This window comes from Bacteroides sp. MSB163, assembly GCF_036416795.1.
Taxonomy (GTDB): Bacteria; Bacteroidota; Bacteroidia; order Bacteroidales; family Bacteroidaceae; genus Bacteroides; species Bacteroides maternus.
In genome coordinates this window covers 2,871,971-2,895,665 of the sequence record NZ_CP143867.1, presented here as the reverse complement: position 1 = coordinate 2,895,665, position 23,695 = coordinate 2,871,971, and the positions used below count along the sequence as shown (strand labels likewise).

General features: G+C 47.6%; 28 protein-coding genes and 1 tRNA gene. 9 read left to right on the top strand and 20 right to left on the bottom strand.

Annotated features, from left to right (window positions below; all coding sequences use genetic code 11):
- Positions 1 to 31: 31 nt before the first annotated feature.
- The 3 genes from rsmA (at position 32) to VYM24_RS10610 (ending at position 4,262) form a co-directional block, all read left to right on the top strand.
- Positions 32 to 823 carry a 16S rRNA (adenine(1518)-N(6)/adenine(1519)-N(6))-dimethyltransferase RsmA gene (gene rsmA / locus VYM24_RS10620; protein ID WP_330942106.1) on the top strand — a complete coding sequence of 264 codons (792 nt, stop codon included), beginning with the start codon at positions 32 to 34 and terminating at the stop codon, positions 821 to 823.
- Positions 824 to 948: 125 nt separating this feature from the next.
- Complete coding sequence (gene mgtE, locus VYM24_RS10615; protein ID WP_291554184.1) at positions 949 to 2,289, top strand: magnesium transporter; 1,341 nt, start codon at positions 949 to 951, stop codon at positions 2,287 to 2,289.
- A gap of 116 nt (positions 2,290 to 2,405) precedes the next feature.
- Entirely contained in the window at positions 2,406 to 4,262 is a 1,857-nt protein-coding gene (locus VYM24_RS10610; protein WP_291554182.1) for a DUF349 domain-containing protein, read from the top strand.
- Positions 4,263 to 4,329: 67 nt separating this feature from the next.
- Here VYM24_RS10610 and VYM24_RS10605 read toward each other — a convergent pair whose 3' ends face one another.
- Together VYM24_RS10605 and VYM24_RS10600 are read right to left on the bottom strand one after the other, a co-directional pair.
- Complete coding sequence (locus VYM24_RS10605; protein WP_330942105.1) at positions 4,330 to 5,508, bottom strand: phosphoribosylaminoimidazolecarboxamide formyltransferase; 1,179 nt, start codon at positions 5,506 to 5,508, stop codon at positions 4,330 to 4,332.
- Between the two features lie 439 nt (positions 5,509 to 5,947).
- Positions 5,948 to 6,340 carry a hypothetical protein gene (locus VYM24_RS10600; protein ID WP_330942104.1) on the bottom strand — a complete coding sequence of 131 codons (393 nt, stop codon included), beginning with the start codon at positions 6,338 to 6,340 and terminating at the stop codon, positions 5,948 to 5,950.
- A 207-nt stretch (positions 6,341 to 6,547) separates the two neighbouring features.
- Here VYM24_RS10600 and VYM24_RS10595 point away from each other — a divergent pair, with 207 nt between their 5' ends.
- Positions 6,548 to 6,691: a hypothetical protein gene (locus tag VYM24_RS10595; protein WP_330942103.1), complete on the top strand. Its 144-nt coding sequence runs from the start codon at positions 6,548 to 6,550 to the stop codon at positions 6,689 to 6,691.
- 111 nt (positions 6,692 to 6,802) lie between these two features.
- Positions 6,803 to 7,216 (top strand): hypothetical protein, encoded by a 414-nt coding sequence (locus VYM24_RS10590; protein WP_330942102.1) that lies wholly within the window; start codon positions 6,803 to 6,805, stop codon positions 7,214 to 7,216.
- 645 nt (positions 7,217 to 7,861) lie between these two features.
- Here VYM24_RS10590 and VYM24_RS10585 read toward each other — a convergent pair.
- The 9 genes from VYM24_RS10585 to VYM24_RS10545 all read right to left on the bottom strand — a co-directional run bounded on the left by VYM24_RS10585 (position 7,862) and on the right by VYM24_RS10545 (position 12,624).
- Positions 7,862 to 8,062 carry a hypothetical protein gene (locus VYM24_RS10585; protein ID WP_330942101.1) on the bottom strand — a complete coding sequence of 67 codons (201 nt, stop codon included), beginning with the start codon at positions 8,060 to 8,062 and terminating at the stop codon, positions 7,862 to 7,864.
- A gap of 134 nt (positions 8,063 to 8,196) precedes the next feature.
- Positions 8,197 to 8,496, bottom strand: a complete 300-nt coding sequence (locus VYM24_RS10580; RefSeq protein ID WP_330942100.1) for a hypothetical protein — start codon at positions 8,494 to 8,496, stop codon at positions 8,197 to 8,199.
- A gap of 126 nt (positions 8,497 to 8,622) precedes the next feature.
- The gene (locus VYM24_RS10575) at positions 8,623 to 8,838 is read right to left on the bottom strand and encodes a hypothetical protein (protein ID WP_330942099.1); all 216 of its coding nucleotides are present in this window, start codon (positions 8,836 to 8,838) and stop codon (positions 8,623 to 8,625) included.
- Positions 8,839 to 9,166: 328 nt separating this feature from the next.
- On the bottom strand, positions 9,167 to 9,628 hold the full coding sequence (locus VYM24_RS10570) for an HU family DNA-binding protein (protein ID WP_330942098.1): 462 nt from the start codon (positions 9,626 to 9,628) through the stop codon (positions 9,167 to 9,169).
- Between the two features lie 574 nt (positions 9,629 to 10,202).
- On the bottom strand, positions 10,203 to 10,325 hold the full coding sequence (locus tag VYM24_RS10565; RefSeq protein WP_330942097.1) for a hypothetical protein: 123 nt from the start codon (positions 10,323 to 10,325) through the stop codon (positions 10,203 to 10,205).
- A gap of 102 nt (positions 10,326 to 10,427) precedes the next feature.
- Positions 10,428 to 10,934, bottom strand: coding sequence for an N-acetylmuramoyl-L-alanine amidase (locus VYM24_RS10560; protein WP_330942231.1), 507 nt, complete (start codon positions 10,932 to 10,934; stop codon positions 10,428 to 10,430).
- Between the two features lie 86 nt (positions 10,935 to 11,020).
- Entirely contained in the window at positions 11,021 to 11,416 is a 396-nt protein-coding gene (locus VYM24_RS10555; RefSeq protein ID WP_330942096.1) for a DUF4248 domain-containing protein, read from the bottom strand.
- Complete coding sequence (locus VYM24_RS10550) at positions 11,388 to 11,999, bottom strand: hypothetical protein (protein ID WP_330942095.1); 612 nt, start codon at positions 11,997 to 11,999, stop codon at positions 11,388 to 11,390. The genes VYM24_RS10555 and VYM24_RS10550 overlap by 29 nt, the downstream gene beginning before the upstream one ends.
- A 373-nt stretch (positions 12,000 to 12,372) precedes the next feature.
- Positions 12,373 to 12,624, bottom strand: a complete 252-nt coding sequence (locus tag VYM24_RS10545) for a hypothetical protein (protein WP_330942094.1) — start codon at positions 12,622 to 12,624, stop codon at positions 12,373 to 12,375.
- Positions 12,625 to 12,853: 229 nt separating this feature from the next.
- On the opposite strand from VYM24_RS10545, the gene VYM24_RS10540 reads away from it, so the two are divergent.
- Positions 12,854 to 13,387, top strand: coding sequence for a hypothetical protein (locus tag VYM24_RS10540; RefSeq protein WP_330942093.1), 534 nt, complete (start codon positions 12,854 to 12,856; stop codon positions 13,385 to 13,387).
- A gap of 27 nt (positions 13,388 to 13,414) precedes the next feature.
- On the opposite strand, the gene VYM24_RS10535 is transcribed toward VYM24_RS10540, so the two are convergent.
- The 6 genes from VYM24_RS10535 to VYM24_RS10510 form a co-directional block, all read right to left on the bottom strand.
- Positions 13,415 to 13,699, bottom strand: a complete 285-nt coding sequence (locus tag VYM24_RS10535) for a hypothetical protein (protein ID WP_330942092.1) — start codon at positions 13,697 to 13,699, stop codon at positions 13,415 to 13,417.
- A gap of 106 nt (positions 13,700 to 13,805) precedes the next feature.
- A complete protein-coding gene (locus VYM24_RS10530) occupies positions 13,806 to 15,065 on the bottom strand; it encodes a DUF4373 domain-containing protein (protein ID WP_330942091.1) in 1,260 nt (419 codons plus the stop codon).
- Positions 15,046 to 15,321, bottom strand: coding sequence for a hypothetical protein (locus VYM24_RS10525; protein WP_330942090.1), 276 nt, complete (start codon positions 15,319 to 15,321; stop codon positions 15,046 to 15,048). Before VYM24_RS10525 ends, VYM24_RS10530 begins: the two co-directional genes overlap by 20 nt.
- Positions 15,288 to 15,527: a helix-turn-helix transcriptional regulator gene (locus VYM24_RS10520; protein WP_330942089.1), complete on the bottom strand. Its 240-nt coding sequence runs from the start codon at positions 15,525 to 15,527 to the stop codon at positions 15,288 to 15,290. Before VYM24_RS10520 ends, VYM24_RS10525 begins: the two co-directional genes overlap by 34 nt.
- 15 nt (positions 15,528 to 15,542) lie before the next feature.
- Entirely contained in the window at positions 15,543 to 16,799 is a 1,257-nt protein-coding gene (locus VYM24_RS10515; RefSeq protein ID WP_330942088.1) for a site-specific integrase, read from the bottom strand.
- A gap of 181 nt (positions 16,800 to 16,980) precedes the next feature.
- Positions 16,981 to 17,051, bottom strand: a tRNA-Gln gene (locus tag VYM24_RS10510).
- A gap of 218 nt (positions 17,052 to 17,269) precedes the next feature.
- Between VYM24_RS10510 and rsfS the strand changes: the two genes are divergently transcribed.
- Genes rsfS through VYM24_RS10495 form a run of 3 tightly spaced genes read left to right on the top strand, consistent with a single transcriptional unit; the run spans position 17,270 to position 20,598 of the window.
- On the top strand, positions 17,270 to 17,629 hold the full coding sequence (rsfS, locus tag VYM24_RS10505; protein WP_007212354.1) for a ribosome silencing factor: 360 nt from the start codon (positions 17,270 to 17,272) through the stop codon (positions 17,627 to 17,629).
- Positions 17,630 to 17,637: 8 nt separating this feature from the next.
- A complete protein-coding gene (gene ftsH / locus VYM24_RS10500) occupies positions 17,638 to 19,734 on the top strand; it encodes an ATP-dependent zinc metalloprotease FtsH (protein ID WP_291554178.1) in 2,097 nt (698 codons plus the stop codon).
- Positions 19,735 to 19,755: 21 nt separating this feature from the next.
- Positions 19,756 to 20,598 carry a phosphatidate cytidylyltransferase gene (locus VYM24_RS10495; RefSeq protein ID WP_330942087.1) on the top strand — a complete coding sequence of 281 codons (843 nt, stop codon included), beginning with the start codon at positions 19,756 to 19,758 and terminating at the stop codon, positions 20,596 to 20,598.
- A gap of 51 nt (positions 20,599 to 20,649) precedes the next feature.
- Here the strand turns inward: VYM24_RS10495 and VYM24_RS10490 are convergent, their stop codons facing one another.
- The 3 genes from VYM24_RS10490 to surE form a co-directional block, all read right to left on the bottom strand.
- On the bottom strand, positions 20,650 to 21,411 hold the full coding sequence (locus tag VYM24_RS10490) for a NigD1/NigD2 family lipoprotein (RefSeq protein ID WP_330942086.1): 762 nt from the start codon (positions 21,409 to 21,411) through the stop codon (positions 20,650 to 20,652).
- A 170-nt stretch (positions 21,412 to 21,581) separates the two neighbouring features.
- A complete protein-coding gene (gene lpxB, locus VYM24_RS10485) occupies positions 21,582 to 22,736 on the bottom strand; it encodes a lipid-A-disaccharide synthase (protein ID WP_330942085.1) in 1,155 nt (384 codons plus the stop codon).
- 108 nt (positions 22,737 to 22,844) lie between these two features.
- Positions 22,845 to 23,609 (bottom strand): 5'/3'-nucleotidase SurE, encoded by a 765-nt coding sequence (gene surE, locus VYM24_RS10480; protein ID WP_291554171.1) that lies wholly within the window; start codon positions 23,607 to 23,609, stop codon positions 22,845 to 22,847.
- Positions 23,610 to 23,695 lie beyond the last annotated feature (86 nt).

Here is a 23,695-nt window from a genome sequence, read left to right as displayed (position 1 = left end):
TGCGGTGCAAAAGTAACGATTTAGTTGATAAATGAAATTAGTAAAGCCTAAAAAGTTTCTTGGCCAGCATTTTCTGAAAGATCTGAAAGTGGCACAGGATATAGCCGATACGGTAGACGCATGTCCCGGCCTCCCCATTCTGGAAGTAGGTCCGGGTATGGGTGTATTGACCCAGTTTTTGGTGAAAAAAGAACGTCCGGTGAAAGTGGTGGAACTGGATTATGAGTCCGTAGCCTATCTGCGTGAAGAATATCCGTCACTGGAAGACAACATCATTGAAGACGACTTCCTGAAAATGAATCTCCAACGTCTGTTCGACGGGCAACCTTTTGTGCTGACAGGAAACTATCCTTATAATATATCCAGCCAGATATTCTTCAAGATGTTGGATAACAAAGAACTGATACCTTGTTGTACCGGTATGATACAGAAAGAAGTGGCCGAACGTATTGCCGCCGGACCGGGCAGTAAGACGTATGGCATCCTGAGCATATTGATACAGGCATGGTATCGTGTAGAATATCTTTTCACCGTACACGAACATGTATTCAATCCGCCACCCAAAGTGAAAAGTGCAGTTATTCGCATGACACGAAACGAAACGAAAGAGTTGGGTTGCGATGAGAAGCTGTTCAAACAAGTAGTGAAAACGACTTTTAATCAACGCCGCAAAACCCTGAGAAATTCGATAAAGCCGATACTCGGCAAAGATTGTCCGCTGACGGAAGACGTTTTGTTTAACAAACGACCAGAACAACTATCGGTACAGGAATTTATCAGTCTGACCAACCGGGTTGAACAGGCCTTGAAAGAAATGAAGTAGCCACGAGTGACAAGCTACGAGCTACGAGTGAGCGACTAATATGAGTATAAGTTATATTGCTATGGGTTACGAACCTGCTGCACAGTCCTTGTAGCTCGTAGCTTGTAGCAAAAAACTAATAGATTATGGACGAAGAATACATTGACAATGTCAAAAACCTCATAGAACAAAAGGACGCCGAGAACGTCAAAGCGCTCCTTATAGACCTGCATCCTGCGGATATTGCTGAACTGTGCAATGACCTGAGTCCCGAGGAAGCACGTTTCGTATACCGCTTACTGGATAACGAAACGGCGGCAGACGTGTTGATGGAAATGGATGAGGACGTCCGTAAAGAATTCCTGGAAATACTCCCGTCGGAAACCATTGCCAAACGCTTTGTGGACTACATGGATACGGATGATGCCGTAGACCTGATGCGTGAGCTGGATGAAGAGAAACAGGAAGAAATTCTTTCTCACATTGAAGACATCGAACAGGCAGGAGACATCGTAGACTTGTTGAAGTACGATGAAGACACTGCTGGTGGTTTGATGGGTACGGAAATGGTGGTCGTGAACGAGAATTGGAGTATGCCGGAATGTCTGAAAGAGATGCGCCAGCAAGCTGAACAGTTGGACGAAATCTACTACGTCTATGTCATCGATGACGAGAACCGTCTGCAAGGTGTGTTTCCACTGAAAAAGATGATTACCTCCCCTTCTGTATCCAAGGTTAAACACGTGATGCGGAAAGACCCGATTTCCGTACATGTGGATACGTCCGTGGACGACGTGGTACAGATCATTGAAAAATACGACTTGGTAGCTGTTCCTGTTATCGACAGCATCGGACGGCTTGTGGGACAAATCACCGTAGACGATGTCATGGATGAAGTTCGTGAGCAATCGGAACGTGATTACCAGTTGGCATCCGGTCTTTCCCAAGATGTGGAAACGGATGATAATGTAATGCGCCAGACCAGCGCCCGCTTGCCATGGCTTATTATCGGTATGCTGGGTGGTATCGGCAATTCCATGATTTTAGGTAATTTCGATGCTACTTTCGCAGCCCATCCCGAGATGGCACTCTATATCCCGCTGATCGGCGGTACCGGTGGAAACGTGGGAACACAATCTTCGGCCATCATCGTACAGGGTCTTGCCAACAACTCGCTCGATGCGAAAGATACCTTCAAGCAAATTACTAAAGAATCCGTAGTGGCTCTTATCAACGCCACTATTATTTCTTTATTAGTATATATATATAATTTTGTCCGGTTCGGCGCAACTGCCACCGTCACCTATTCCGTTTCTATCAGCCTGTTTGCGGTAGTGATGTTTGCATCTATCTTTGGCACGCTGGTACCTATGACACTGGAAAAGTTGAAGGTAGATCCAGCCATCGCTACCGGTCCGTTTATTGCGATTACCAATGATATTATAGGCATGATGTTATATATGGGAATTACCGTACTTCTATCCTAAAACAAGAAAAATGAAAAAAAACTAAGGAAAAAAGTATGAAGTAATTGTTTTATTTCATTAATTTGTGACCTAATGTAACCCGAACGGGTAAAACCGTTTTTTAAAATGTATGTACAATGATGGACACTCATGACACTAATCTCCCCGAAAAGGCGGTAGAATTAGAAGAAGAAAAGAAAGCAGCTGAGGTTTCAGAACCGGCTCTGACGGAAACTCCGGCTGAAGAAGCAACGCAGGAAGAGCAGCCGGTAGAAGCCGCACAAAAGCTAAGTAAGGAAGAAATCCTGGCTAAATTGAAAGAGATTTCCGCAGATGTGGAAAACGCCGGCAAACAGGAAATAGATAGTCTGAAACAGGCTTTCTATAAGATTCATAATGCCGAACAAGAAGCGACAAAGAAGCTGTTTATCGAAAACGGGGGAGTAGCAGAGAATTTCATTCCGACAACGGATGCTGTTGAAGAGGAATTCAAAAATATCATGTCCGTCATTAAAGAAAAGAGAAGTGCATTGTCAGCTGAACAGGAACAACAAAAAGAGCTGAACCTGCAAATCAAACTTTCCATTATCGAGGAACTGAAAGAACTGGTAGAATCACCCGACGATGCCAACAAATCCTACTCAGAATTCAAGAAGTTACAGCAACAGTGGAATGAAGTGAAACTTATTCCGCAAGCCAAAGTCAACGAACTGTGGAAGAGTTATCAACTCTATGTGGAGAAGTTCTACGATCTGTTGAAGCTGAATAATGAATTCCGCGAATATGACTTCAAGAAAAACCTGGAAATAAAAACACATCTATGTGAAGCTGCCGAAAAGCTGGCTGATGAAGCTGATGTAGTGTCAGCTTTCCACCAGTTACAAAAGCTACATCAGGAATTCCGTGACACGGGTCCGGTTGCAAAGGAACTACGTGACGAGGTATGGAATCGATTTAAAGCTGCTTCCACAGCCGTAAATCGCCGTCATCAACAACACTTCGAATCATTGAAGGAAGTAGAGCAGCATAATCTTGACCAGAAAACAGTGATTTGTGAAATCATTGAAGCAATAGACTACAACGAATTGACCAACTTTGCTGCGTGGGACAATAAAACACAGGAGATCATTGCCCTGCAAAACAAGTGGAAGACCATCGGTTTTGCACCGCAAAAGATGAATGTGAAGATATTCGAACGTTTCCGTAAAGCGTGTGATGAATTCTTCCGTAAGAAAGGTGAATTCTTTAAAGCCCTGAAAGAGGGCATGAATGCAAACTTGGATAAGAAACGTGCTCTTTGTGAGAAAGCTGAAGCTCTGAAAGACAGCACCGACTGGAAAGCAACCGCTGACGAACTAACCAAACTGCAAAAAGAATGGAAGACTATCGGTCCGGTAGCAAAGAAATATTCTGATGCAATATGGAAACGGTTTATTTCCGCTTGCGACTACTTCTTCGAACAAAAGAACAAGGCCACTTCCTCCCAACGTTCCGTTGAGATAGACAACCTGAATAAGAAGAAGGAAATCATCGAGAAGTTGGGTGCCATTGATGAGAATATGGATACAGATGAAGCTACTCAGTTGGTACGCGAATTAATGAAGGAATGGAACAACATCGGTCATGTACCTTTCAAGGAAAAAGACCGTTTGTACAAGCAATACCACGGACAAGTGGATAAATTGTTCGACCACTTCAACATCAGCGCTGCCAATAAGAAGTTGAGTAATTTCAAATCCAACATCAGCAGTATTCAGGAAGGCAGCCCGCAGGCACTCTATCGCGAACGCGAGAAACTGGTACGTGCAGCAGATGCCATGAAGAACGAATTGCAGACTTATGAAAATAATCTTGGCTTCCTGACAGCTTCTTCAAAGAAAGGCAACAGCCTGCTGACAGAACTAAACCGCAAAGTAGAAAAGCTGAAGGCAGATATTGAATTGGTAAAACAAAAGATTAAGGTTATCGATGATTCCATTCGTAGCGCCGAATAATTTTAAGCCTATATATACAAAGAGGGTGTCTCAACATTTTTGAGACACCCTCTTTGTTATTTATATCTTAATGATGGAACAGACGAATACCTGTAAATGCCATAGCGATACCGTATTTATCGCAGGTTTCAATAACATGATCATCACGTACTGAACCTCCCGCCTGGGCAATGTATTCCACACCAGTCTTGTGAGCACGCTCTATATTATCTCCAAACGGGAAGAAAGCATCTGAACCAAGAGCTACTCCTTTCAGAGTATTCAGCCATTCGCGCTTTTCCTCACGCGTCAGTACTTCCGGTTTTTCTGTAAAGAACTGCTGCCAAATACCGTCAGCCAACACATCATCATAGTCATCGCTAATGTAAATATCAATCGTATTATCACGGTCGGCACGGCGGATTTTCTCTATCCAAGGTAAGTTCAATACTTTTGGATGCTGGCGAAGATACCAGATATCAGCTTTATTTCCAGCTAAACGGGTACAGTGGATACGGCTTTGCTGTCCTGCTCCGATACCAATCGCTTGTCCGTCTTTCACATAACATACAGAATTGGACTGCGTATATTTCAAAGTAATAAGCGCTATCATTAAATCACGCTTTGCAGCATCCGGAAAAGTCTTATTCCGCGTAGGAATATTAGCGAACAATTCGCTGCCATTCAGCTGAATCTCATTATGTCCCTGTTCAAAAGTTATTCCAAACACATCCTTACGCTCAATCGGTGCAGGTTTATACGAAGGATTAATCTTAATCACATTATAAGTACCCTTACGCTTGTTCTTCAGAATTTTGAGTGCCTCGTCCGTATATCCCGGAGCAATGACACCATCAGATACTTCCCGGTTAATGAAACGGGCAGTCGCCTCATCACAGACATCACTCAAAGCTATAAAATCTCCATAAGATGACATACGGTCCGCACCACGGGCACGCACATATGCACTAGCCAGAGGAGAAAGCGGCAGGTTATCAACAAAATAAATCTGCTTCATTGTCTCATCCAATTCCAGACCAATAGCAGCACCTGCAGGGCTAACATGCTTGAATGAAGTCGCAGCCGGCATTCCGGTAGCCGCTTTCAATTCTTTCACCAACTGCCAACCGTTCAGTGCATCCATAAAATTGATGTATCCCGGGCGTCCATTCAGGACTTCGATAGGTAACTCCCCCTCCTGCATAAAAATGCGGGCCGGCTTCTGATTAGGGTTACAGCCGTACTTGAGTTCTAACTCTTTTGCCATAGTTTTAATTATTTTGAATAGAATTGCTACCAAAATACGAATGGGATAAAACACAAAAAGCTACGAACTTATTACATTCGCAGCTTTTTTTAGTTGGGCTACCTGCCCTATATCATTCGGCCATATTTGGCTTTAAAATCAGCCTCATAAGTCGTAGTGTTTATTCACATGCCACCGAATTAGCCACCGAATTTAACTACATACCCCAAAATCACTCTTTCAATTGCTTTACATATTAGCAAGACAAAGGTAGAAATTAATTTCGAACAAAGAGACAAAAACGGATAAAAATCGTATTTAATTTTACTACCTTTGCAAAGACATCAGTCACTAATTAACTCAAAAAAACATGAATCATCAAACAAACAGCTACGGAACGAACCGCGACAATAAACGAAACATCTCTTATGTTACCCTTGGAATCTTGACCGTGTGTTTACTAATTATCTCCGCTTGTACGCCAGTGCTTCCCACCAGTGAGGAAGAAGAACAGGGATTTTACGGCAAAATTGAAGACTGGCCAGAGAGTGGCGACGTCAGCGCACCTTCCGATAGTATTCGTCCCGCCACACATCAAGACAGTATACGCCTCGGCATCATCCCACCTGACGCATAAGGTTGATAGCAAAACTTTGTCCGGGAATGAACCCGGCTGCCGGATATTGATAGCAATATCTTGCTCAGCTTCGTTGATCGAGTCAGGATCTCCCAGCTGTAGCGATAGCATTTTTACTTCCGGAAGATCTTGCCGGCGGAAGGAATTGCTATCAGTTCTGCGGATAGTACCGAAAGTGTTTCCCTGCGGCATGGGTGGCAGTGTCTTTATCACCACGCCACTTCCCCAATGCACCCGCCGCCTGCGCCTCCGTGAACTGCAGCGCAAGCGGCGACCGCAAAGGGCAAGCCGCGTTACGGGCGGCTGTTTCTGTCCCGAGGCAGCTATAAGGCTTCTGCGGTCATCAGGCTTCCGGCTCTTGCGCCCATGCCGCCTGCCCCTTTGGGTTTGTAACCATTTGGCGGGTCATGCCGCATTTACTGTGTGAGTTTAAGGAACGGGCTTAGAGGGTACTCCCTGCGGAGTGGTGGCGAAGTTACTACTGCATCCGTAGAAAGATTACTCCGCCTGTCAGGCAACAGGAAGGACAGTTTTGCCGCGCCTGCATCCGTTTCTCCGGAAGGATAGTGTTGCCGCGGTTAGAGTATCGTCGGGCCCGTCGCCCGTCGATGTTGCAGATACCCTTCCCCTTCAGTGGTATTTCCCTTTTATCCCTGCACAAATGCGGATAAAAGAGAGATGAGCTTAGTATTAAACATAATCGAAAAGATCGATATTGTGCAGGCGGAAATACCGCTATTCTGCACAATATCCCGATTATATTTAATACCGCAATTATCTACAGCCCCGCAGCTACCCGCTGCCAACGGGGCTGACCGTTCGGCATGGGTGCCCCGCCTGATGGGTGTCCGGCAGTCCGCTGTGCCGCCGTGCTTCGGGGTGCTGCATTGTGCGATTGTGCAGGGCTTCGGCTTAACTCTCGCACCCCGGTCGTGGCGGCAAGGCGGGGGAGCGGGCGTTTACTCAGGAAGTTTTCCGGTGTGGGCTTCCGCTGACAGTCCCGAGTTTCCTAAAGCTACTCCGCCTTGTGCCCAAAGTTACTCCAGCCTTACGCCGCCTGCCGTCCGGCCAAGCCCAGGGCGTGCCCGCTGAAGACGGGCACAACTCCCCCAGGCGGCAAAGCCGCCGTCTCTCTCCGCCTGCGGCGGGCGGACGGGAACGGGCACCGGAGGTGGACATACGAATATACTGATATAGACACGCTATCTTACCCATATGGACACGGGTACCTTATGGAATATACATACAGCATACCCACACACGCATTATCCTTTCCGATATGGACATATAGAATTATCGACATAGACAGGCCACCTCGCCGACATGGACAGGCCTTATCGACAGATACCCCGCCTGATTACGGCCTATTTTCTATTTCTTTTCTTCACAAAGAAAGATATTAGGTGTTGATACATCAAGGAACGCTACGCTATTTTTCAAAAAAAAATCCTGAGCGACCCTTTAGGTCGTGCGGTTTTTTTTTGAAAAATTCCTTGCTGCATCAGCACCTAATATCAAGGGATTGTTTAGAAAAAAAAGAGAAAAAATGGAGGTGCTGCGCTGTGATGACGAAGATATCTGCGGATGGTTGATAGCGATTCCGCCGTTTGCCCTGGCTCGATCTGCGAAAAAGTGATAGCAAACCCGCGAACCCGGAACGATTGGCCAATCAAAAGCTGATAGCAATTATCATCGAAACCGCGCTCATGAAGCCAAGCCCCCGAAGAAGAATTGCTATCACTGCCTCTTTGCCAGCCACTCCGCCGCCGAATGCAACGACTCGATTAACTTCTTCCTGTCTACAGATACATCTTCCAGCCGTAACCGCCAGCGGGGCTTCCGATAACGGCACAGAAACAACTCGCTGCCATCTTCCGACAGTTCAAAACCGTAACAGGGTTGCTTATTCAACAGGGTACTTTTATTCGGATTATCCATCACAGAAAACAGTTTTTACCGGGGTGTCTCCCCTTCCTGCGACAAATGTAATCATCTTCCCCCGAAAATCCAATCAAAAGAGACACAAACACAAGCGGCTACCGCCGCTTGTGTTCTTCATCTTAAAAGGGCGATTAGCAACATTCAGCTACTTCTTCCTCAAAACTCGGCAGCGGAATACCCGCCTCCTGGCTGAGCACTATTTCCAAACGCCGCAAAGTGTTACTAATTTCCGCATAAGCGGCCAAACGGCCTGCACCTTGAAAAAAATCAGGTTCGGGCATGTCCGGTTTCGTTTGCTGAAAAACCTTAGTAGTAGCTTCACTTACATCAGCCATCAATGACCGGACGAGCGACAAAGCTAAATCATAACGGAGAGTGTCCGCCTCCTGATGCACCTGGTGCACTTCATGTTTACATACGATTGTTTCCATATCACAGATTACAGTTTTTATCGGGGTGTCTCCCCTTCTAAAGTCCTACTAAGGTACAAAAAAAACACGTAAATTCCTAATAATCAGCTCGCCATTTTACACAAAAAATACCTGAAAAACAGCCGCTTACATAGCCTGTAATCGCACATCTCCCCATCCGCCTCCATCACGTAGCCCACCGCCCACACTGCGCAGCCCGCCCAATTTTTTCTCTTTTTTTCTAAACAATCCCTTAATATTAGGTACTGATGCAGCAAGGAATTTCTCAGAAAAAAACCGCACGCCTGAAGGGCGCTCAGGATTTTTTTCTGAGAAATAGCGTAGCGTTCCTTGATGTATCAATACCTAATATCTTTCTTTGTGAAGAAAAAGAAGAGTAAATACGCCGTAATCCATCCTGAGGAAACAGCATATCCTCCCATCGGCTGAGGCATCCGTTTACAGCACTTTAGATTAAGATAACTATCATTTTCATCCTCCGGAAAATCATCTGCAGACAGCAAAAAAATACCTCCCTACATATACTTACATGCAGTTGACCGCCTCACCGGCACACTCCGGACATTTCCCGCCAGTACTCGTGACTTTTCCCGGCAGAGAAAAAAAAATTCCCCCGACGATTTTTCATTTCGTCGGGGGAATTTAGAACGTTCAGAAGTTCGTTGGAGACTTAACCCAGTGGGTTTTCGTCCAAACCACCTTCACCACCTTCATTACCGCCACCTTCATTACCTGAGGATTTAGTGGCAACTCCGGTCTTTTTGAAGCTCAATGTCTTCATCAGCGACTTCAATTCAGGGCAGGGAGTAAAGACGATACGAGCTTTCGTAATCAACGTAGAGTTGAATTTGTCTTCAGATACGGCACCTTTCGAGCCGATAACAACACGGAAACTTCCGAGGTCCTGCAGACGGACAATCTCACCGTTGGCGAGCTTCTCCTGCATGGTAGTCATCAGACTATCCAGCACAGCCTTTGCATCGGATGCAGTCACCGTACAACGGTCGGCGGCAGCGCGGGTTAATGTTTTGAAATCAGCCTCGCCACTGGCTTTCGTTTGGGCGTAGAATTTCGGAGCCTCGTTTGGCTTAGCGGGGTTCTTGCGAGCGGATACAGAATAAGATACAGCCATTTTTTTAAAGGGTTTTAATGGGTTTATATTTAGGAATATGTTCCTGATGCCAGGAATACGATAACAAATGTACGCACGTACGCGCGAGGCGTGGCGGGGTTTGTGCGGATGAATACGGATTTGTGCGGTTATATGCATCGGACGTGTTTTTTTACCCCCGTAAAGTACCGGAGGCTTACGGGGTAAAATTCTGTTTACTCCCCGTAAAAAAAGAAGGTTTACCCCGTAAGATTTTCTTTACGGGGGGTAAGAAAATTCTCACAGGGACACTTTGAGGGGTAAGAAAATTCTTACGGCTGATTGTTACCATTGTTACCGGTGCTGTGACCGAATTGTGACGCAGCTATTACCAGCTGTTACCGGATTGTGACCGTAGCACCGTTCAGAACGCCTGTGGCGGGTATTGCTGTTACCTATTTGTTACCGCCCTGTGACTCTGCCGTGACTGCCTGTGACTGAATATTACACTTCTGTTACACTTTTCCTTCCGAATTGTTACCGCCTGTTACCACCGGACAAAAAAAAGCCGCTCCTCATGGGGCGGCTTTCTTTCGGTTGAACTCTTCACCAGTTACTACTTCCTATCAGACTTTCGGTCGCCCGATTTACCCAACAGGGAGGCGATGAGGTCGATAACTTTCTCGTTCGTAAACACGAATTTCAGGGCGCGGAACGCCCACTTCAGTACAGTTTTCATAGCAATATCAGTTGTTAATTGTTCGACGGCGAAGGTACGAAGCCAGGGCGTAGTGGCGGACAGTGCGTCAGGTTGGCGGCAGATGGCGGCAGTTATGTGCGGTTATCGGAACAGACGCCGCCGGAAGGCCTTGAGACAGAACGGGGCATATTCCTGAACCGCATCAAAACAGGGACATTGCTTTATCCACTCGCATGGCTCAATAGTACCGTTTCCGTTCAGGTCGGGGCTGAGGTCACGATGGCCGCAAACCGTGCTTTCCGGATAGATATCAAGCAACATGCGAATGAGGAAGCGCAACGACTGACACTGATCGGGCGTACGGGTATCGGCAGCGATGCCCTCGGGCGTTAACCCGCCTTCGTAGGCAATGCCGATGGAACGGGCGTTGAAGCCGCGAACATGAGCACCGACGCGGTCGAGCGGCCGCATCGGAAAGATGATGCCTTCGCGGGAGATGAAGAAGTGATAACCACAACCCTTGAAGTTGCGGCGGCGGTGTTCCGCCTCCAGGTCATCGGGGGTAAGACGGCGGTCGCAGCGGGAGGCGGTGCAATGTACTACAATCAGGTTGATACTGCGGATACAGTCCAGACGTAGCGTTGGCATGCTGTCGGCAGGCATTGCGCTGACGGCAACGGGAACAGGCTGACGGATGATGATTGGCTTCATGAGTTGAGAGTTAAAGGATTAGGTCAGAAGGGTGAGCCGAAGGCGTTTTCAATCATTCCAGCCTGACGAGGAGTTAGTACACGCGCCGTGAGGTGGTAGTTCGTACCGGCAAGGATTTGTAACAGTTCCGGACTATCTTTTATCCAAGCCTTCAGGCGGATGCTGGCACTGGCGGGGGCAATGTTGGGGAAATACAAGACGGCCAGTTCCTTGAAGCCGTAGGAACGGTTTTCGAGGTGTGCCGACACACCAGCCGGCACACTGCCGGAGGCGGTGCGTAAATGGGTGGTTACACCGCCTGTAGTGGCGGCGATATTGCGGGGTTTGGGGAGAAATGCGTCAGAGGTCATAATAATAATTGTTTGATTTACAACTGTAAATGTACGCTTTTTATACGGAAATGGCGTACAGATAGGCACGGAGGCTATATATAAGTATAGTTAGGAGTGTGCAAAACAGTGTGCAGGGTGTGACGGGGTGTGACGGAAGTGTGACTGAGACATGGCCGTAGTGTGCCGGAAAGTGTGCAAAGTGTGACAGAAGTGTGACAGGAGTGTGCAAAACAGTGTGCAATATCTTCCATGACAAGTGCCCGAAAAGTGCCCGATGTTCGTTCGGTAAGTGGTGGTAAGTATCCCGGTAAGTGTCGGTAAGTGACAGGCAGGTGCCCGATAAGTACCCGGTAAGTGTTGGTAAGTGCCCGAAAAGTGCCCGATATTCATTCGGTAAGTGCTGGTAAGGCCTCCGGTAAGTATTGGTAAGTGACAGGTAAGCGTTAGTAAGTGACAAGTTCAGTACGCAGACTGTACGCAAATGGGATGAAAACTTGTCCACTATACGACTAAAATTCTTGTCCACTTCCGACACTCTGTCCTGTCCGCCCACCGCAGGCGGAGGGAGACGGCGGCTTTGCCGCCTGGGGGAGTTGTGCCCGTCTTCAGCGGGCACGCCCTGGGCTTGGCCGGACGGCAGGCGGCGTAAGGCTGGAGTAACTTCGGGCACAAGGCGGAGTGACTCAGGGCATCAGGCGGAGTAACTTCGGAAACCTCCGGACTAAAGCCGGAAGCCCACACCAGAAAACTTCCTGAGTAAATGCCCGCTCCCCCGCCTTGCCGCCACGACCGGGGCGCGAGAGTGAGCCGGAACCTTGCTAAACCGCACAATGCAGCGCCCCGAAGCACGGCGGCACAGCGGACTGCCGGACACCCATCAGGCGGGGCACCCATGCCGCACGGTCAGCCCCGTTGGCAGCGGGTAGCTGCGGGGCTGTAGAAACCGGTATTAAATATAATCGGAATATCGGCTGGAATAGCGGTATTTCCGCCCAGCCGATATTATCTCGCCGATTATGTTTAATACTAAGCTCATCTCTCTTTTATCCGCATTCGTGCAGGGATAAAAGGGAAATACCACTGAAGGGGAAGGGCATCTGCAACATCGGCGGGCGACGGGCCCGACGATACTCTGACCGCGGCAACACTATCCTTCCGGAGAAACGGATGCAGGCGCGGCAAAACTGTCCTTCCGGACTATTGGCAGGCGGAGTAACTTTTCTACGCTGGCGGAGTAATCTTTCTACAGATGCGGAGTAACCTTGCTCCGGATGCAGTAGTAACTTCGCCACCATTCCGCAGGGAGTGCCCCCTAAGCCCGTTCCTTAAACGCACACAGTAAATGCGGCATGACCCGCCAAATGGTTACAAACCCAAAGGGGCAGGCGGCATGGGCGCAAGAGCCGGAAGCCTGATGACCGCAGAAGCCTTATAGCTGCCTCGGGACAGAAACAGCCGCCCGTAACGCGGCTTGCCCTTTGCGGTCGCCGCTGGCGCTGCAGTTTACGGAGGCGCGGGCGGCGGGTGCATTGGGGAAGTGGCGTGGTGAAAGAGATACTGCCACCCATTCCGCAGGGAAATACCCGCACCGCCATCCGCAGAACTAATAGCAATTCTCCGAGCCGGCAAGATCTTCCGGAAGCAATATTGCTATCGCTACAATCAGGAGATCTTGGCTTCATCAACGAAGCTGAGCAAGATATTGCTATCAATATCCGGCAGCCGGCAACTCTTCCTGAAAAGAAAATGCTATCAGTCACACCTGGTACCAAGGCGATATCTCCGGAAAGGTTGCTATCACCCCTCCCCTTCAGGTCCACTACTCCCGAAGTGCCACCGCCTGAAGCCGTTGCAACGCCTCCACATAACCGCACACCGCCCGGCGCATCTCCGCCGCATCCCGCTGCGCTTGCTGTTGCTTCGCAACGTCCTGTTTGTAGTGTTCTACAAACCGCGGATACTCCCGCATCACGTACTTCAACGCTTCGCTGCCCGTCGCCTTGTTCGTCAGCGTCTTCAACGCCTCCAGCTGAGCGGCTTCTTCCGCCGTCAGCCTGATGGTGAGTGTAGATACCTTCTCGCTACTCATGGCCGCACCCCCTTCCTGACGTCAGAAAAATGCTCTCCAGTACCTTCCGAAGCGGTTTCAGCCGTTGAACGTTCTGTCCCCTCAGGCGTTGCCGCTTCTTTCCGGTTCATCCGGTCCGCCCTGTCGAAGGCCTCCGCATACGTGGCGCAATTCACACCGAAACGCTCGATAGCCACTCCGCACACACTTACACGATGCGCCACACACCAGCCCCGCCGCATCTTACGGGGGTAATACCTGCCGCCCAGGTCGGCAGTTGTTTTCACTTGATTCTGTTCCATAATTCCTCCATTTCTGCACACGAAAGCCCTGTTCATGTGCGGTTATACACTGTTTTTGCTCGCCTCATTCGTGAGGTGAACAGACCAATCCTCCGGATTCTTCCCGTCACGAAGCTTCCGCAGGCGTCACCTTCCTGAGCTGCGCCATCAGGTACTTGCCGGGCATTGTTATCTTGCCTTTGCTCCGCCGCACCTCCGCAATCGCCTCCCGCAACACGGGTTCAAGCCCCGCCGCCGCTTTCAGCACCTTCTCGATGTCGTAGCTCGGCACTTTCACCTCCTGCAGCAACCGCCGCAGCTCTGCCGCCGTGTCCACCGTCTGAGGCCTTATCCGCAACCTTCCCGCCGCCACCAGCGAGCGAAGCGAGGGCATCACGTAGCCGCCGAACGTGTGCCGTCCGCCGCTCGCCTTCAGCTCTTCCACCAACTGCCACACCGGAGACGCCTCCGCCTCTACACCCTCTACCGTGCATATCCACCGCCAGTCCTGATCGATGCAGCCTACCGACTGCAGCAACAGGCGAAGCCGTTTTCTGTTCCTGGAGAGCGAAGCCTTGTCCGCCTCCTCACGGGGGGAGTCAGAGGAGGGTTTAGTTTCACTTGTATAGCTTTTAATAGATTTGTCGGATTCTTCCGGAGTTTTTCCGGAAGTTTCCGGAAACTTCTGGAAACCTTCCGAAACCTCCCGCACCTCCGCCGCCTCCAGTTCCTCCAAAACAGCGGTACCAATACCTTGAGGCGTTATTTTTTCGGCAACCGCAACCGCCGCCCGCCGTGGCGTTTCTTCGCGTGGTGACGGTGAAGCCGGAAGCGGTGCCACAGCCGGACACGACGGCGAAGCCGGAGAGGCGGCTGGAAGTGATGCCGCTACCTCACTTCCGCCTGTCGCTTCCGTGGCTATTCTTCCGGGAACAATCCGCATTGTTGGAAACTCTTCTCCCGGGAAGAGAGAAGGCAGTGGAGGCGGTGCTGGAGCCGCTTGTTCCGCAGGTACCAGCCGGAAGCCTTCCTCAATTATCGCCGTCTTCTTGCACACCTTGCAGATGTCGATGTAGCGTGCCTGTATGCTTCGCCCGGTCAACACCCCTTTTTCCTGCCACAGCTGAGCGGAGAACAGCCCGATTTCGGCACAGTAGCCGATGATTTCCGTCACCAGTTCCTCATCAATATCCCAGTACTCCGACACATCGAACAGATGGTCTTCGGTGAACTGCAGGAAGTAACCGCGCACCCGGTATATCTCATTCAGCACATACTGATACACGGCGTAGCCGGTACAGTGGTAGCGTTTCTTCAACCGCTTGATCTTGATGTCCTGAAAGCGGTCGGTCTCCGCCTTGTAATAGCTAAAGCCTTGTTTCGCCATCTTCCGCCCCCTCTCTCTTTATGTCGTTACAAAGCAATACGTTATTCAGCATCTCAGCCGCGTAGAACAAGCCACTCTCTTCGCCGCTATACACGCCTTCCAGATACACACAGCCTTTTTCCTCGTATCTTTTCCGCTTCTCTTCGCTCTCCTGTTGCATCGTTCTCAGCCTCTGCAGCAATCGGTTCAAGTTCTCCTGCAGTTTTTTTCCATCTTCCATGATTACCCCCTCTCCGCTATGATTTTTACGAGGCATGCCTCTATTTCCTCTCTTTTATAGAGGTACGTCTTCCCGAATCGGTAACAGGGCAGCGCACCACTGGCCCGCATCAGCTTCAGCGTGGAGTTGCTGATACTGAATATCCGTGTTACATCCGCACTGCGCAGATACTCCCTGTCTGTCATTTCCGTCAATCGTTCAGCTGCATCCAGCGCATTCTGTTCAATGAGTTTCTTCTTCATATTAATAATGTATAGTTATTGATTACTTGCTTTCTTCAGAGCCTCTTTCCTGGCATACGCTTCCTTCAGAGCCGACATATCATCCATGATTTTCTTATCCAGTACCTTGGCATAGATTTGCGTGGTTGTGAGGCTGGCATGCCCCAACATCTTCGAGACGGTTTCTATCGGTATCCCCTGTTGCAGGGTGATGGTAGTGGCGAAGGTGTGTCGGGCAAGGTGGAAAGTAACGACCTTGTTCACCCCTGCCACCTTGGCAATCTCTTTCAGATAGCGGTTTGTAGCCTGATTGGTAAGCATGGGGAAAATTTTCCGGCGCCCCTCCCCTTCCGGCCTGTAACATTCAAAGTGATCCAGTATCTCTTCTGCCGGAGGCAGCAAGGGCAACGACACCCGGAACCCGGTTTTCTGACGGTTAAAGTGTATCCATCGTGTCCGGTCGATACCGATCGTGATATTTTCCGGTGTCATGTTCACCATATCTATATAAGATACGCCCGTGTAGACGGCAAAAAGGAACATATCCCGCAATACAGCATGCGAAGGTGGCAGCACAGCCCTCTTTATCTTCTCTATCTCTTCCACCTCAAGATATCCCCGGTCCACCTTATTACGTTTCACGTGCAGCGTACAGACCGGATTCGATGCTATCCAGTCGTTCTGCAGAGCCAGGTTCATAACCCTCTTGAAACGTTGCATGTGTTTCATAGCCCCGTTCACGGTGCATACACGGGTTGCCCCTTCCCTCTTGAAACCTTGAAGGAAGGCATAGAACTCCATGACGAATGCTTTATCAATGGCATCCACCATGTAATCAGACAGCCTGTAACGGGTTTTAACGAAGCGCAGCAACAGCCGTTCCGTCACTTCATACAGTAAGTTTGTGGAAGGTTCAAGATTCTTTCCGTCGATGATTCGGTGGTACTCAAAGAGAGCCGACAGGGTTGAATACTCGTTCTTGTCATCTTCGAAGGTAAGCCGGAAGTTCCTCACATTGATTTCCGCCGCCTTCTTACGTAGTTTGTTCAGCGTATCTTCGATTTTGATACGCATGTCGTTTATGATGCGGTTAGCATCCTTTTCCTCTGCGGAGCGTCCGGTGAAGCGTTGTGCCTTGGCATCCCAGCCCTTCAACGGTGCGCAGAAGTTCGCATTAATTTCGTATCTTTGTCCGCAGATTGTAACCCTGCAAAACAAAGGTGATACGTTTCCTTGTGTTCTCGTGCGACGCATCCAAAACCTCACCGAGAACGTGTTCTTCTTCTCATCCATTGTCTTTAGTTTTATTTAACGTTCAGACAACTGAAAAGAGCGGCTATTCAGGGAAACTTGCCACCGATTCGACCACCGAATATATGCACCGAAATTTTCGGACAGGTCGGAAAAGCAACAAAAAAACCCACTAAAACTTGCGATTTTAGTGGGTTTTTGACTTAAATAAGCCGTTGGATAGTTGGGCTACCTGGATTCGAACCAGGAATGACAGGACCAGAATCTGTAGTGTTACCATTACACCATAGCCCAATAACAGGTCGTTCCTGTTTTGCGGTTGCAAAGATACAAAGAATTTGATAATCCAAAACAATTTCTCGTGTTTTTTTCTCTAAAATCTGCTAAGATGCCGTATGCCAAAGAAATATATACCTAAAAAAAATCAAAAATTGAAAGACTTTTTCCCTTTTAGGTGTTTGATACAAGAATTCAGCGTATATTTGTCAACTGTTTAATTTTAATAATAAGTAATGAACGAATCAAAGAAACTCATTCAACAAATAACCGAAGGTATACAAGATAAAAAAGGAAAAAATATTGTAATAGCAGATCTTTCTAAAATTGGCGATACTATCTGCAACTATCTCGTCATTTGTCAGGGAAACTCCCCAAGCCAGGTGACCGCCATTGTAGAGTCCGTAAAGGAATTCACCCGTAAAGGCGCTAACAGCAAACCTTTTGCAATAGACGGATTGCGCAATGCCGAATGGGTAGCAATGGATTACTCCGACATACTGGTCCATGTGTTTCTACCCGAAACGAGAGACTTCTACAATCTGGAAAATCTCTGGGCCGACGCCAAATTAACCCAAATACCTGACATTGATTAATAAGCCCTATGGACAACAATAATAATAACGCTAACAAAAAGCCCAATAAGGTAAATATGCCCAAGTTCAACCTGAACTGGCTGTATATGATCATAGCTATGATGCTTCTGGGCTTGTACATCACCAATGAAAACAGTACCGGAATCAAAAGTGTCTCTTATGACGAATTCCAGCAATACGTACGTGACGGCTATATGAGTAAAATCATCGGTTATGATGATAACTCTGTAGAAGCATATATCAAGCCACAATACGTTAAAAACGTATTTCAGGCAGACTCTAGTAAAGTAGGTAAAAATCCTATGATTACGACTGAAGCACCGTCTCGTGAAAGCTTGGGAAACTTCCTGCAAAAGGAAAAAGATGAACTGCACTTTGACGGTTCTATCAACTACGAAAAGAAACGCAATTATTTCGGGGTCGTACTGTGGCAGATTCTGCCTATTGCCTTCCTGATAGGTTTCTGGATATTCATGTCACGCCGTCTGAGCGGTGGTGGAGGTGCAGGCGGTGGCGGCATTTTCAATGTCGGTAAATCGCGTGCCCAACTGTTTGAAAAGGGGACTCCCGTGAAAGTGACATTCAAAGATGTAGCCGGACTTGCCGAGGCCAAACAGGAAGTAGAGGAAATTGTGGAATTCCTGAAAGAACCGCAAAAATATACAGACCTGGGAGGTAAGATACCCAAGGGCGCATTGCTGGTAGGCCCTCCGGGAACCGGTAAGACCCTACTTGCCAAAGCTGTGGCAGGCGAGGCCAACGTACCGTTCTTCTCACTGGCTGGTTCCGACTTTGTGGAAATGTTTGTCGGTGTAGGTGCATCACGTGTACGTGACTTGTTCCGCCAAGCCAAAGAAAAAGCCCCCTGTATCGTGTTCATTGATGAAATTGACGCCGTAGGTCGTGCCCGCGCCAAAGCTGCCGCAATGGGTGGAAATGATGAACGTGAAAACACATTGAACCAGTTATTGACAGAAATGGACGGTTTCGGTTCCAACAGCGGTGTAATCATCCTGGCGGCTACCAACCGTGTAGACGTTTTGGATAAAGCCTTGTTGCGTGCCGGACGTTTTGACCGTCAGATTCATGTAGACCTTCCCGACCTCAACGAACGTAAGGAAGTATTCGGCGTACACTTACGCCCCATCAAAATAGATAATACAGTAGACGTAGACCTGTTGGCGCGCCAAACCCCGGGCTTTTCCGGTGCTGATATCGCCAATGTCTGCAATGAGGCTGCACTGATCGCTGCCCGCCACGGCAAAAAGTTCGTAGGCAAACAAGATTTCCTCGATGCTGTAGACCGTATTGTTGGTGGTTTGGAAAAAAAGACGAAAATCACCACGGAAGCGGAACGTCGTTCCATCGCTATCCATGAGGCAGGACATGCTTCCATCTCCTGGTTGCTGGAATATGCCAATCCGCTGATTAAAGTAACGATTGTTCCACGCGGACGTGCCTTGGGCGCTGCCTGGTATTTGCCCGAAGAACGCCAGATTACCACCAAAGAACAAATGCTTGATGAGATGTGCGCCACATTGGGTGGACGCGCTGCCGAAGATTTGTTCCTGGGACGTATTTCGACCGGTGCCATGAATGACCTGGAACGTGTTACGAAGCAGGCTTTCGGCATGATTGCCTACCTAGGAATGAGCGAAAAGTTGCCCAACCTTTGTTATTACAGCAACGATGAATATTCTTTCAATCGCCCGTACAGCGAAAAAACAGCTGAACTGATTGACGAAGAAGTGAAGAATATGGTGAACGAACAGTACGAACGTGCTAAGAAAATACTTTCCGAACATAAGGATGGACACGCCAAACTGTCACAGTTGCTGATAGATAAAGAAGTTATCTTTGCAGAAGATGTGGAAGAAATCTTCGGAAAACGTCCTTGGGCTTCCCGTTCTGAAGAAATCAGCGCAAACAAGATTTCGGAAGACCTTAAGAAAGCTGAAGAAGCAGCTGCCAAAGAAGCAGTGGAGAGCGAAAAAGAAGTAAAAGCGGAAGAAGAAAACAATGTTGAAGGCGGAACAGAGACCGGCAAAACAAAGGTTTCAGCAGAAGGTACCAAAGTTTCTGTAGAACGACCCGCAAAAGAATAAAGAACTAAAAACGGAATTACCGTGAAAAGCAATTTCTTAAAACGCGCCATCACAGGTGTGTTATTCGTAGTAGTATTGGTGGGCTGTATCCTATACAGCCCCCTTTCATTCGGTATCCTGTTCACCATTATCGGTGCACTGAGCGTACACGAATTTGCCCACTTGATAAACCAAAACGGTGAAGTACAAATCAATAAAACAATTACCGCTTTGGGAGGCGCTTATCTCTTCTTGGCTGTAATGGGCTTTTGTCAATCCACTATCGGAGCCCAGGTATTTCTGCCTTATCTGGCATTACTGCTTTACCTGATAATTACAGAACTGTATCTGAAAAAGAAGAATCCCATTGGCAACTGGGCCTTTTCCATGTTAAGCCAGCTGTATGTAGCATTGCCGTTTGCATTGCTCAACGTATTGGCTTTCCAATATAACCCGACAGAAAGCAGCGTGATCTACAATCCCATCCTACCACTTTCCATCTTTATATTTATATGGCTGAGTGACACTGGCGCATATTGTGTAGGCTCGTTAATCGGCAAGCATCGTTTGTTCGAACGTATTTCCCCCAAGAAGTCATGGGAAGGAAGCATCGGTGGTGGTGTGTTCTCTATCGCTTCTTCATTCGTATTCGCCCACTACTTCTCATTCCTGTCTGTTTGGGAATGGGCCGGACTGGCACTGGTTGTTGTCATCTTTGGTACTTGGGGGGATCTGACGGAGTCGTTAATGAAGCGCCAGTTAGGTATCAAAGATTCGGGTCACATCCTACCCGGCCACGGTGGAATGCTCGACCGTTTCGACAGTGCTTTACTAGCAATCCCCGCAGCAGTGGTTTACCTCTACGTTTTAATGTTGATGAAATAAAAAAGGCCGGAGGAATTCACATTCACCCGGCCCCACACAAAACACTTTACTTTACTTCAATTGCATCTTTGAGAAATCTAAGTTAGAAGCTTTTGCGGAATTATCCGATTGTTTTTCAAAGGTAATTTCGACTTCATTGTTTACTTCTGAATTCAGCTTCAACTTGATACCTTTCGTTTCAGAAGTTATATTCAATTCTTTCAGATTGAACGACACTAATCCGGGAGCACGAACTCCACTCAGGTCATCATAATCATTGTATCGAAGTTCCAGATAGATATATCCGTCATCATTACCTTCTTCCGCTAAAGGCGCCTCGGCATCTTCAGCACGTTGTACCAGACTGATACGATGTTTCGTACCCGAATTCTTGGGCAGATTCTGCATAAAGATAACGTTCATATATCCCCCACTGATAGTGATATCCCCTTTATAAATAAATACCGGGTCATTACCATATTCCTCGTCATTCTCCGATGTCAGCGATTCCACACTTTTCGTCAGGGCATGCCAGATCTTCTCAATCTTCACGGCATGATCATATCCTTCATAATTATCATAGATGGGATTAAAGATTGTTATTATGCGCTGTCCGTCTACAGGCTGATACCAACCCATATTCGTATTAATAGGCCAAAGTGTTCCCCAAGTGTCACTTTCCAGATAGAAAGTATTCCCCTTCACGCGTACGGTGCTCCAATTCGGATAAGAAAAATCACCGATAGAGTATCCGTCATCTAAATCATCACATAGTTGCAAGGCAGGTAGTACTGCCAGACACATCATAAAAAATAGCCAATGTAATCTCTTCATAATCAAAGTCCTTTTGCTTGTTTTCGTAAAAATTGTTAGTTCATAATCTTTCGTGTATTCTGACTATAAAATACGAAAGCCGGGCATTTACTGCACCGGCTTTATCTCTTTTAACTATTTTATATCCTTTTGAAGCAAAAAGACTTTCATTATGTAACTCCTCTACTCCTTTAACTCCCACTACAATAATGCAGGTGTAACAGGCGTATCATTTCTTGCGCAGCATGCTTCGGAGCACCGGCATCTCCCAAACGCGATGCCATGTACTCATAGTCTTCAAGCATTCGTTGCCGATATTCCTTATTATATAAGATACGTTCCAGTTCAGCACGGGCCTGCTCTACTGTCATCGTATCAGCCACGAGTTCTTTCACCACCTCACGATTTGCAATAAGATTCACCAATGAAATATACTTTACCGTCAGTATATGACGGCGCAGGAACGAAATTACCTTCCCTATCGGCGTATGATAGCAAACAGCCTGCGGCACCCGGAACAAAGCCGTTTCCAGCGTAGCAGTTCCCGAAGTTACCAATGCAGCTTCAGCCTGTTGCAGCAAACGATAGGTTTGTCCGAAAAGGATCTTTACTTTCGCACCGCCTATATATTCATAATAATAGTCAGGAGAAATACCAGGTGCGCCCGCCAAAACCAATTGGTACTCAGGAAAAGCTGAAGCTGCACGAAGCATATCGGGCAAGTTATCTTTTATCTCCTGCTTCCGGCTACCCGCCAGTAAAGCGATTATCGGCTTAGACTCCAATCCGGTCTCACGAATAAAATCATCGTACATTTCAGGATGTTCCGCACGGAAAGCGGTCACTTCATCTACCGTAGGATTGCCTACATAATGTATCGGATAATGATGCTTGCCTTCGAAAAACTCCACCTCGAACGGCAGAATGGAGAACAATTCATCCACATCCCGCTTGATATTCTTGATACGGTATTCTTTCCACGCCCATATCTTCGGAGAGATATAATAATAGACCGGGATTTGCGTCTTAGCTCGCAGGAACTTGGCAATATTCAGGTTAAAACCGGGATAATCCACCAGTATCACTACATCCGGCTGCCATGCCACAATATCCTCTTTACATCGTTTCATGTTAGCAAAGATTGTACGCAAATGCAGTAACACCGGGATAAAACCCATATAAGCCAATTCCTTATAGTGCTTCACCATCGTTCCACCCACTGCTGCCATCAGGTCGCCCCCGAAAAAACGGAATTCCGCCTGCGGGTCTTCAACCTTCAAAGCTGCCATCAGGTGAGATGCGTGTAAGTCACCGGAAGCTTCACCGACAATCAAGTAATACTTCATATCAATTGACAATTAACAATTGACAATTGACAATTCATTGTTAACAATTGGCTATAGCTTCAATCTGCATAGTAATTGTCAACTTTCAATTGTCAATTGTCAATTGAATTAGAACCAACTCTGCAGCTCATCTATAAGTTCGTAAGCCGTAACATCCACCTTGGTCGGAGTAATAGCTACATACCCGTTATCAAGTGCCCAATGATCATTCTTTTCATTATCGGGATCAGTATTCTGGAACTCACCGGTCAGCCAGTAGTAATGGGTATCACCGCGATGCGCGAAATTCTCCCATTCATTGGTCCACTGTCCTTTGGACTGTTCGCAGACTTTAACTCCCTTGAGTTCCGGCACATTGGGGAAGTTTACATTGAGACAAGTCAACGGAGGCAACCCCTTTTCCAAAACCTGACGGGCTATCTCACGGATATAAGGACCGGAAGGCTCAAAATCAGGATTCGGATCATGACAGCAAAGAGAGAAACCAATGGAAGGCACACCTTTCAGGCAGCCTTCAATTACCACTCCCATCGTACCGGAATAATGCACATTCACGGCCGAGTTATCGCCATGATTGATGCCACCGACTATCAGATCGGGTTTGCGGTCGAGCACCGTATGTAAAGCAAGTTTTATGCAGTCTACCGGAGTACCGGAACATTTATAAACTGTCAGTCCTACATCCTTACGAACCAACTGATAATGAATGGGTTCCGTTACAGTCAGCGCACTTGCGCTACCCGAACGCGGCGTATCCGGCGCCATCACAACTATTTCTCCCAGCGGACGAAGAAACTTAACCAACTCACTAATGCCTTTTGCAATGACACCATCGTCATTGGAAACCAATATCAAAGGTCTCTGATTTTCCATATTCATCTTTATTTTCTATGCAAAAGTAGGCAAAAATAAAGAAAGCACCTAATACAATACTTTGCTTTTGTTGTCCCAAAGTTTGC